At 74.4% G+C, this 10,400-nt stretch carries 9 protein-coding genes; 6 read left to right on the forward strand and 3 right to left on the reverse strand.

Annotated features, from left to right (window positions below; genetic code table 11):
- Nucleotides 1–135 precede the first annotated feature (135 nt).
- The 3 genes from Q1K26_RS06430 to fabG form a co-directional block, all read right to left on the reverse strand.
- The gene (locus Q1K26_RS06430) at nucleotides 136–966 is read right to left on the reverse strand and encodes a MurR/RpiR family transcriptional regulator (RefSeq protein WP_300008411.1); all 831 of its coding nucleotides are present in this window, start codon (nucleotides 964–966) and stop codon (nucleotides 136–138) included.
- A gap of 78 nt (nucleotides 967–1,044) precedes the next feature.
- A complete protein-coding gene (locus Q1K26_RS06435) occupies nucleotides 1,045–2,301 on the reverse strand; it encodes a DUF4032 domain-containing protein (RefSeq protein WP_300008413.1) in 1,257 nt (418 codons plus the stop codon).
- Between the two features lie 11 nt (nucleotides 2,302–2,312).
- Nucleotides 2,313–3,074: a 3-oxoacyl-ACP reductase FabG gene (gene fabG, locus Q1K26_RS06440; protein WP_300008415.1), complete on the reverse strand. Its 762-nt coding sequence runs from the start codon at nucleotides 3,072–3,074 to the stop codon at nucleotides 2,313–2,315.
- Nucleotides 3,075–3,198: 124 nt separating this feature from the next.
- Here fabG and Q1K26_RS06445 point away from each other — a divergent pair, with 124 nt between their 5' ends.
- From Q1K26_RS06445 to Q1K26_RS06470, 6 genes are all read left to right on the forward strand, one after another.
- Entirely contained in the window at nucleotides 3,199–7,029 is a 3,831-nt protein-coding gene (locus tag Q1K26_RS06445; protein WP_300008417.1) for a PAS domain S-box protein, read from the forward strand.
- A 180-nt stretch (nucleotides 7,030–7,209) separates the two neighbouring features.
- The gene (locus Q1K26_RS06450; RefSeq protein WP_300008426.1) at nucleotides 7,210–8,283 is read left to right on the forward strand and encodes an AbrB family transcriptional regulator; all 1,074 of its coding nucleotides are present in this window, start codon (nucleotides 7,210–7,212) and stop codon (nucleotides 8,281–8,283) included.
- A gap of 7 nt (nucleotides 8,284–8,290) precedes the next feature.
- Nucleotides 8,291–9,028 (forward strand): class I SAM-dependent methyltransferase, encoded by a 738-nt coding sequence (locus tag Q1K26_RS06455; RefSeq protein WP_300008419.1) that lies wholly within the window; start codon nucleotides 8,291–8,293, stop codon nucleotides 9,026–9,028.
- Nucleotides 9,029–9,078: 50 nt separating this feature from the next.
- Entirely contained in the window at nucleotides 9,079–9,252 is a 174-nt protein-coding gene (locus Q1K26_RS06460) for a CsbD family protein (RefSeq protein ID WP_300008420.1), read from the forward strand.
- A gap of 92 nt (nucleotides 9,253–9,344) precedes the next feature.
- A complete protein-coding gene (locus Q1K26_RS06465; RefSeq protein ID WP_300008423.1) occupies nucleotides 9,345–9,719 on the forward strand; it encodes a VOC family protein in 375 nt (124 codons plus the stop codon).
- 486 nt (nucleotides 9,720–10,205) lie between these two features.
- Nucleotides 10,206–10,400: hypothetical protein (locus Q1K26_RS06470; RefSeq protein WP_300008425.1), on the forward strand; the 195-nt coding region annotated here is incomplete at its 3' end.

Below are 10,400 nucleotides of genomic sequence, written 5' to 3' on the forward strand. Positions count from 1 at the left end.
CACCCCCGAGCCCTGGAACTCCGCCCACCCGGACGCGACATCCGGGCCCTCGACCTGCGCGCCGACTCCTCAACCGCCCACGAAGATCAACGGTCACCACTGGAGATCATCCCATGAACTACCTGCGGAACCGGGTCAGAGGTCGAAGCGGGTCAGCAGCTCGTCGAGCCGCTCGAGTGCGGTGAGGGTGCGGCCGGAGGCGACGCGGGCGACGGTGAGCACCAGCGCGTTCGCGACGGCCATCGGGACCGTGAGGGACTGGAACTCGCGGCCGTTGCCGCGCGGTGCGGCGATCACGGTGGCCGGGAGCGGGTCGTCGAGGCGCAGGACGTCGGTGAGGACCGCGACGGTCGTCCCGGCCTCGTGGGCGGTCCGCAGCAGTGGCGCGAGGGTGCGCGGCGGGCGCCGGAAGGCGAACGCGACGACCAGGTCGTCGGGTCCCAGTGACACGAGCTCCTCGGCGAGGTCGCGGTCGGAGCCGGGCAGGTCCTGGGCGGGCAGGCCGAACCGGCGCAGCCGCCGGTGCAGCATCGAGCCCAGCACGGTGGCGTTGCCGCGGGCGTAGATCAGCACCCGGCGCGCGGCGAGGATCTCCGCGGCGAGGGCGTCGAGCTGCGCCTGCGGCACCGCGCGGGCGAGCGCGCGCAGGGCCGCGATCTCGTCGTCGACCAGCGCGGCGAGCAGGTCGTCGTCGGAGTGCTCCAGGCGGCGGCGCACCCGGTCAGCGGGTCCGACACCGTCGAGCAGCTCGGACTGCAGGGCCTCGCGCAGCTGCGGGTAGCCGCCGTAGCCCAGCTTCTTCGCCAGCCGGGTCGCGGCGGCGGTGTGCACCCCGGCCCGGCCCGCCACCTGCTCGGCGGGCAGGAACGCCGCCTCGGTGGGGTGCGACAGCAGCACGTCGAGGACGCTGCGGTCGGCGGGGGTGAGCCGCCCGCTGTGGTCGTCGACACGGTCCCGGAAGGTCACGTCGGAACCGTAGCTGCAATCAGAATTGCAAACTAGCTACGTACTGCAAATTTGCTTGCCGTTTCGGTTCCGGACATCTCAGGTCGATCCGGGCAGCGACCCGGGCAGCGACCCGGGCATGGGTTCGGGCAGCACCGTCAGCGTGCTGGGCGTGCGCGGCAGGATCTTCTTGACGTACGACCGCGCCGCCGCGGTCGTGCCGACGTCCTGCCCGGACGCCTCGGACAGGAACCAGCGGTGCTCCAGGATCTCGTGGAACACCTCGGCGGGGGCGAGCCGGTCCGAGAGGTCCGGTGGCACCATCGCCATCACCTTGTCGTAGACCTCCGCCCGCCAGCGGTGCGCGGCCACGGTCTCCGGTACCGCGCGCCCGAACTTCTGCTCCAGGTGGGCCCGGTAGCTGACGACGTCGTTGAGCAGCCGCCGGGCCTGGTTCTCGGTGACCTGCAGCCCGGTGAGGGCGAAGAGCTGGTGACGGTGCCTGCCCACCTCGGCCACCTGTGTGTGCACCGTCATCCGCGTGCCCTCGGCGGTGGTCACCAGCTCGATCTCGTCGACGTCGAAGCCGAGCTCGTTGAGCCGGTCGATCCGCTCCGCCACGCGGTAACGCTGCTCGTCGGGCCGCATCAGCTCCTCGCGGGTGAGCTCGTCCCACAGCGCGTGGTAGCGCGCGGGCAGCTGCGCCGCGATCTCGACCGGGTCGACGTCGGGAGGCAGCAGGCCCCCCGCCATCAGGTCGAACAGCTCCCCGCCGACGCGCTCGGCGGCGTAGTCGATGTCGAAGCCGCGCTGCCCGTCCGACAGCGACGGGTGCAGCTCCGCGGTCTCGGCGTCGACCAGGTGCGCGGCGATGGTGCCCGCGTCGGGCCGGAACAGGGTGTTGGACAGCGAGCAGTCGCCCCAGAACAGCCCGGCCAGGTGCAGCCGCACCAGTAGCTCGACCATGGCGTCGACGAGCTGGTCGACGGGCTGGTTGAGGTGGCCGTGGGAGAACACGTAGCGGTAGGACATCGAGTAGTCCAGGAACCGCGTGACGAGGATGGCGTCCTGGCGGGCCGGCCGTTCCACACAGATCCCCAGCACCGACACCGCCGGCATCCCCATCGCCTCCAGTTCCCCGAGGAGCCGGTACTCCCGGCGCGCCAGCCGCTCGTCGATCTCCTTGAGCGCGTAGACGTGCCCGTCGACCTCCACGAACCGCACGATGTGCCGGGAGATGCCGCGGTGGGCCACCTCCAGGAGGTGGTCGTCGACCCACTCCTCCAGCGGCTCGTCCCACGGCAGCGTCAGCAGGCCGGCCGCGTGGGCGGCGGGCGGGCGGAAGATGAAGCGCACCGGAGGAGTATTCAGGCTTTCGGGCCGCCTGCCACGTAGATGACCTGACCCGACACGAATCCTGCGCCCTCGCTCACGAGGAACGACACCGTGTGCGCGATGTCCTCGGGCACCCCGGCCCGCGCGACCGGGATCGCCGCGGCACGGGCGGACACGTAGGTCTCCCAGTCCTCACCGATCCGTTCGGCGGTGGCCCTGGTCATCTCGCTGACGATGAACCCGGGCGCGATGCAGTTGGCGGTGACACCGAACTTGCCCAGCTCGATCGCCAGGGTCTTCGTGAAGCCCTGCAGGCCCGCCTTGGCCGTGGCGTAGTTGGCCTGACCGCGGTTGCCCAGTGCCGAGGTGCTCGACAGGTTGACGATCCGTCCCCACTTCGCCGCCACCATGTGCTTCTGCACCGCCCTGGTCATGAGGAACGAGCCGCGCAGGTGCACGCCCATCACCAGGTCCCAGTCCGGCTCGGTCATCCTGAACAGCAGGTTGTCGCGGGTGATCCCGGCGTTGTTGACCAGGACCGTGGGCGCGCCCAGCTCCTGCTCCACGCGGGCCACCGCCTGCTCGACCGCCGCGGCGTCGGCGACGTCGGCGCCGACCGCCAGCGCGCGGCCGCCCTCGGCCTCGATCGCGTCGACGGCGGCCTTCGCCGACGCCTCCTCCAGGTCCAGCACCGCCACGGCCATGCCGTCGCGGGCCAGCCGCAGGGCGGTGGCCGCCCCGAGCCCCCGCGCCGCCCCGGTCACGATCGCCACCCGCTTCTCATCCGTCGCCATGGCCGCATCCTCGCACCCGGGCCCGACCGGCCGGGTCGGACGGCCCGCGCTCCTCCCACCCCGGTCGCACCACGGTGGCGGCCGAACGGGATCGGGACGGCGGGGCCGCGGCTAGAATCGATCGGTGCCCGACGCCGATCCCCCGTGCCGCGGGGCGCGTTTCGACCTCAGCGGCACGGCCCGGCGCCGGGACGGCGGCGAGATCCGTCTCGAACTGGACACCCCCGCGGTACCGCCGGAACTCGAGCTCGTCCGGGAGCTGGTCGAGCTGCACGGGGGGAAGGTGGAGGTCGGTGACTCCCGCCACGGCGTGGCGTTCAGCGTCCGCCTGCCGGCCGCGGCCGAGGACGGCCTCGGGAAGGCGCGGGCCGAACTCGCCCGCACCGAGTCGGCCTTCCGGCTGCTCGCCGAGCACGCCGACGACGTCATCGGGCGGCACTCCGAGGACGGCACCTGGCTGTGGATCTCACCCTCGGTGCGGCGGGTCGCCGGGTATCGCCCGGAGGACGTCGTGGGCCTGCACCCGCGCGACGTCGTGCACCCCGACGACGCCGGGGCCCTCACCGCCGCGTTCGCCGGGCTCACCGACGACGCCCCGGCGGCGCTGACGCTGCGGCTGCGCTGCGCCGACGGGACCCACCGCTGGTTCGCACTGCACGCGCGCCGGGTGCGCGACCGCCGCACCGGCGAGGTCGAGGTGCACACGTCCAAGCGTGATGTCACCGACCAGTTGCAGGCCGAGCAGGAGCTCTCCCGGTTCCGCGACCTGGCCGACCGGGCCGCCGACTTCATCGGCATCACCTCCGCCGACGGCACCGGGCTCTACATCAATCCGGCGGGGCGCGAGCTGGTCGGGTTGCCCCACGACCGTCCGGTGGGCGAGATCGCGATGATCGACTGCATCGCCCCCGCGGACCGCAGGCGCTTCGAGGGCGTCGTCGCCGAGGTCGAGGCGGCCGGCTCGTGGGCGGGCCCGATGCGGTTCGTCGACTCCGCGGGCACCGTGGTCCCGGTGTGGCAGGCGATCGTCGTGCACCGCGACCCGCGCGGCCGGACCGCCTTCCACTCCACGGTCGCCCAGGACCTGCGCGACCGCCGCGGGGGCGAACCCGCCCTGCAGGAGGAGCGCGAGCGCTACCGGAGCCTGGTCGCCCAGGCCCCGGTCGGGATCTGGGTGGGCGACCGCACCGGGGCGATGACGTTCGTCAACGACCACATGACCACGATCACCGGGCTGGACCTGCGCGGCCTGAGCGGTGTCGAGCACATCCACCCCGACGAGCGGGACGCCGTGGTGGCGTCGTGGCTGCGGGCCGTCGGAGACGGCGCCGACTGGCAGCACGAGTACCGCCTCCACGACACCGCGGGCGTCGAGCACGTCGTCACCTCGACGGCACGACCGCTGCGGGACGCGGCCGGGTCGATCACCGGATTCCTCGGCACCACGATCGACGTCACCGCCCAGCGCGCGGCCGAGCGTGACCGGCGTGACGCCGCGGGCGAGCAGGCGGCCCGGGCGGTGTCCGAGGCGGCCGCCGCGCGGCTGCGGGCGATGGTCGGCGGCCTCGCCGCGATCGTGTGGGAGGCCGACTGGGACGGCGCCGCGCTGCGGTTCACCTTCGTCTCCGACCGGGCCGAGGAGCTGCTGGGGTACCCGGCCCGGCGCTGGATCGAGGATCCATCGTTCTGGCCCGAGCTGATCCATCCCGACGACCGCCCCGCCGCGCTGCGCTATACCGCCGACCGCACCGAACGGGGGCTCGACCACGACCTGACCTACCGGGCCTGCGCCGTCGACGGCCGTGTCGTGTGGCTGCACCAGGTCGTCCACGTCGTCCGCGAACCGGCCGGGGGCCTGCGTGCCCAGGGCCTGACCGTGGACGTCACCGAGCAGAAGCGGGCCGAGCGCTCCACCCACATCCTCGCCGAGACCGGCCGCCTGCTCGCCGAACCCGTATCGGCCGCGGAACGCCTCTCCGCGCTCGCCCGGCTGGTCGTCGACGACTTCGGGGACGGGGTGATCGTCTCGCTGTCGGGATCCGACGGCCTGCTGCGGCGGATCGCGGTCGCCCACGACGACGGGGAGGTGCGCGAGGCGCTGGCGGCGGTCGGCCCGACCCGGCTCCCACCCGAGCTGGAGGCCGCGTTCTCCACCGGCCGCCCGGTGGAGGTCACCGGGGCCGACGCGCACCTGGGGGTCGGTGCCACGGGGGCGCTCGCCGTGCCGCTGCAGGTCGGGGGCCACCTCGCCGGGGTGCTCGCCTTCCTCGCCTTCGGCCCGCCCCGCCATCACGACCGGGCCGACCTGGACCTCGTCGAGGAGCTGGGGCGCCGGGCGTCGCTGATGCTGGAGGCCGAGCGCCGGCGCGATCGGGAGCGCCACCTGCAGCAGGTCACCGCGGACCTCGCCTCCGCCGACAGCGTGGCCGACGCCGCGGCACTGCTGCTGCCGCGGCTGCGCGACGCGGTGGGGGCCGGCGGCGTCAGCATGCACCTGCTCGACCCCGACCGCAGCGTGCTGCGGCTCGTGCACGGCGTCGGGTACCCCCCGCACCTGCACGACTCCTACCGCACGATCCGCACCGACGGGCCGGTGCCGCTGGGCCACGCCGCCCGTACCGGCACCCCCGTGTGGATCCGGGACCGCGACGACTGGCACCGGCACTGGCCCGAGGTCGTCGGCGACGCCCTCGCCGGGCGGCGCCACGCCGCCGCGGCCCTGCCCCTGCTGTCGGGCGGCACCGTCGTCGGGGCCATCGGCCTGAACTTCGACACCGCGCGCGCGTTCCCGCCTGACGAGCGCGAGTTCGTGCAGGCCCTCGCCGCCCAGGCCGCGCCCGCCCTGGAACGCGCGGCCGCCGCCGACGAGCGCCGGGCGCTCGCCGAGACCCTGCAGGCCAGCCTGCTGCCCCCGCGCCTGCCCGACGTCGACGGGCTGGCGTTCGCCGCCCGCTACCTGCCCGGGGCCCGGGGCACCCGCGCCGGCGGCGACTGGTACGACGTCATCCCGCTGGGCGGCGGTCGGGTCGCGATCGTCGTCGGTGACGTCGTCGGCCAGGGCGCGCGGGCCGCGGCTGTGATGGGGCAGCTGCGCAGCGCGCTGTCGGCCTACCTGCTGGAGGGTCACGAACCCGCGGCCGCGGTGGGGCACCTCGACCGGTTCACCCACCGGGTGCCCGGCGCGGCCGGCAGCACCGTGACCTGTCTGGTGCTCGACCCGGCCACCGGCGAGCTGGGCTGGGCCCGTGCCGGGCACCTCCCGCCGCTGGTGCTCGGCGAGGACGGCGCCCGGTTCCTGGAGGACGCGGCGGGCACCGTGCTGGCCGTCCGCGGCCGTCCGCCCTACGTCGGCGGCCGCGCGGTGCTCGGCGCAGGCGACACCGTGGTGCTCTACACCGACGGCCTCGTCGAGCGCCGCGACGAGATCGTCGACGCGGGGCTCGAACGGCTGCGCGGCGCGGGCGACCGGGCCCGCGATCTGGCCCCTGCCGCGCTCGCCGAGGAACTGCTCGCGACCTGCCTCGACGACGGCCCGACCGACGACGTCGCGCTGATGGTGGCCCGCCGGGTGCCCGTGGCCCTGGCCCTGGACGTACCCGCCCGCGGCGAGGAGCTCCGACCGCTGAGAGTGCGGGTGGCCGAGTGGGCCTGCGCCGTCGGGATGGGCGAGGACGAGGCCTACGACCTGCAGCTCGCGCTCGGCGAGGCGGCCGCCAACGTCGTCGAGCACGCCTACCCCGACGGACCGGGCCGCCTGCGCGTGGACGTCGGGCACCGGGGCGACCGGGTCGTCGTGCAGGTGCGCGACGACGGGCGCTGGCGACCGCCCGCCGCCGACCCGGGGCACCGGGGCCGCGGCCTGGCCCTGATCCGGGCGCTCGCGCAGGACGTCGAGCTCGAGCCCGGTATCGGCGGCACCGCCATCCGGTTCAGCCTGCCGACCGCCCCGCGGTGATCGGTCGAACAGATCGGGCGGCTCGCGGCTGATCCGCTCCCAGACGGGCGGGAATGGCCACGGCCGCCCGGTGCGGGCCTGGTCACGGCATCGGGGACCACCGCTCGGGAGTCACGGCGTCGGGGGTCGTCACGGCCCCGGTGTGCACGGCGGAGCCGCGATGATCGAGGATCGGCCGTGATGATCGGCCTGGGCTCGGCGGGCGGCGGCTGGGTGCGCTGGGTCCTGCTGATCGTGCTGACCGGCCTGGTGACCCTCGGTATGGCGGCACTGGGCGTCCCCTCTCCCGCGCTGTTCGCCGGCCTGCTCGCCGCGACCGCGCTGGCGCTGGCCGGCCGCGCTCCCGACCGGGTGCCGGAGCGGGCGAGCACGGCGGCGCAGGCCGTCATCGGGGTCGTGATCGGGGTTCTCGCGCAGCCCGCGACGCTCGGCGCGGTCGCCAGGGACTGGCTGCCGGTGCTGCTGGTGACCGCAGGCACGCTCGGCGTCAGCATGGGGGCGGGCCTGCTGATGGGCGTGCGACGCGGCGTCAGCCCGCTGACCGGGATGCTGGCGCTCACCGCGGGCGGCGCCTCCGGCCTGGTCGCGGTGACCCGCGATCTCGGTGGCGACGACCGGGTCGTCGCGGTCGTGCAGTACCTGCGGGTCGGGATCGTCACCGCCACGTTGCCGCTGGTGGCGGCGTTCGCGTTCGGAGCCACCGTCGGCGGGGCGTCCGCACCGGGTACCGGACCCGGAGCGGGCGGGGTCGTCGATCTCGCCTTCCTCGCCGGCTGCACGGCGGCCGGGCTGGTGCTCGCCCGGCTCGTCCGGGTACCTGCGGGTGGGCTGCTCGGACCGATGGTGGTGGCACTCGCGCTGAGCCTCGCGGGCCTGTCGTTCGGCGCGGACCCGCCGACCGTCGTCGTGGAGATCGCCTACGCCGTGATCGGCTGGCAGGCCGGGGTGCGGTTCACGCGCCCCGCGCTGCGCCTGGTCGCGAGCCTGCTGCCGCTGGCCACCGCCCTGATCGTGCTGGTCATGGTGCTGTGCGCGGGCCTGGGCCTGGTCCTGTCCGAGCTGACCGGGGTCACGCGGCTGGAGGGATACCTCGCCACCACCCCGGGAGGGGTGTACGCCGTGCTGGCCACCGCGATCTCGGCGGGCGGGGACATCACGTTCGTGGTGGCGGCACAGGTCGCGCGGGTCGTCGTCATGGTGCTGGTGGCCCCCCTCCTCGCCCGCCTGGTGGGCCGCCGCGGCCCGCCGGGATGATCGTGGGATGACCCCCGAGGAGCTGTTCTGGGCCGCCCACACCGATCTCCCCCGGGAGGCACCCGGCTCCGAGGACTCCACCCGGCTGATGCTGCGCCTCGCCGGGTCCCTGCCCACGCGTCCCCGCGTCCTCGACATCGGGTGCGGCACCGGCCCGGCCACGCTGGTGCTGGCCCGCGAGGCCGGTGGCCGGGTCACCGGCATCGACACCCACGAGCCGTTCCTGCAGGTGCTGCGCGCCCGCGCCGACGCCGCCGGACTCGGTCACCGGGTCGACACCCTGGCCGCGTCGATGACTGCGCTCCCCCTCCCGGACGGGGTCGCCGACCTGGTCTGGGCGGAGGGCTCGGCGTACGTCATGGGCTTCGACGCGGCGCTGCGCGGATGGCGGCGGCTGCTCGCCCCCGGTGGTGTGCTCGTGCTCACCGAGGCGGAGTGGACGACCCCCGACCCGTCCCCCGGGGCCCGGGCGTTCTGGGCGTCGGGGTACCCGGCCATGCGGACGACGGCCGGCAACGTCGCGGCCGCACAGGACGCCGGCTGGGTCGTCACCGCCAGCTACCTGCTTCCCGACCAGGACTGGGCCGCCTACTACGACCCCCTGACCGCCCGCATCGCCACGCTGCGGGCCGAGCACCCGGACGCGGGCGACGCGCTCGACCAGGTGGGCGCCGAGATCGACGTGCGCCGGGCCCACGGTGGTGACTACGGCTACACCGGCTACGTGCTGCGCCCACGGGTGTGAGCGCGCGGCCCACCGGGTAGCCGGGGTGACCGACGATCGAAGGAGCACACATGGGCACCGACGACAAGATGGACAACAAGACCGAGGAGCTCAAGGGCAAGGCCAAGGAGGGCGTCGGCCGCGCCGCCGACGACCCGGCGCTGGAGCAGCAGGGCCGCAACGACCAGTCCAAGAGCAAGCTCAAGCAGGCCGGCGAGAAGGTCAAGGACGCGTTCAAGCGCTGACCTGCGCGGTCCCGCGTAGCACTGTCGTCGCGTGCGCACCGGTTGCGGCCGGTGTGCACGCGCTGTCCGGTGAGACCCGGTGGAAGTGAGCCATGGCCCCGATCGCCACGTTCGGCCTCGTCGTCCTCGACTGCCCCGACAGGCGCCTGCTCGCACGCTTCTACGCCGACATCACCGGTTGGGAGATCGATCCCGACCACCAGGACGGCGACTGGGTCCAGCTCCGCGCGCCGCACGGTGGCCCCACCCTGGCGTTCCAGCAGGTGCCCGACTACCGCCCGCCCCGGTGGCCGGGTTCCGAGCACCCCCAGCAGGCCCATCTCGACTTCTACGTTCCCGATCTCGACGCCGCCGAACAGCGGCTGCTCGCCGGCGGGGCCCGCAAGCACGCGGTGCAGCCGGGCACCGCGTTCCGTGTCTACCTGGACCCGGCGGGCCACCCGTTCTGCCTGGTGCGCGCGTCCTGACCAGTTGCGGGAACCCGCGAGCCTCCTGATCGGTGGCCCACGGCCGCTGCCCTGCGGGAGTTGAGTCCCTGGCGCTCGCCCTCACCGCGCCGGGGTTCCTGTGACGGTGTCGAGCGGCCTGGGTTCGGGGCGTCCGACAACACGCCCCACCGCCTCGCCTGTCACCGGGGTGCTGCCGCGCCGATTCCGCTCCTCGGCGACGGCGACGGCGGCGTCGGGGTTCCGTCGACCTTCTGGTGGTTCAGGTGGACCGTTTCGGGGCGGCTTCTACCGATGTGCTGCCGCGCCGATTCCGTTCCTCGGCGCTGGCGCGCCTGCGGTACGGATCGACTTGCCACCGAATAAGGCCACTCGATCCCCGTAGCGGGTCGGGTCGGCCGCTCCCCTACGGCGTCGATCTCCCATCCGGTGGTGGGTCGCCGAGTGGTCGACCTCCATCGGTCGACGGTACCAAACGTGCAGTTCATCGGCGGTATAGTAGAACACATGTTCCCATCCGTCGCCGCGCCCTACGCGCCCGAACGGGATGCCGCCGAGCCACCGCCCACCATGGCCGACACCCCGCCGTCGGGGGTGTTCGCCGCCGAACTCGACTTCGCCACCACACACCCGGCCGCGCTGACCGACGCCGAACTGGTCGACGCCGTGGTCGCCTACGAGAAGCTCGCCGCGTGGGCCGCG

Origin of the sequence: Pseudonocardia sp. (assembly GCF_029263155.1) — a bacterium.
Taxonomy (GTDB): Bacteria; Actinomycetota; Actinomycetes; order Mycobacteriales; family Pseudonocardiaceae; genus Pseudonocardia.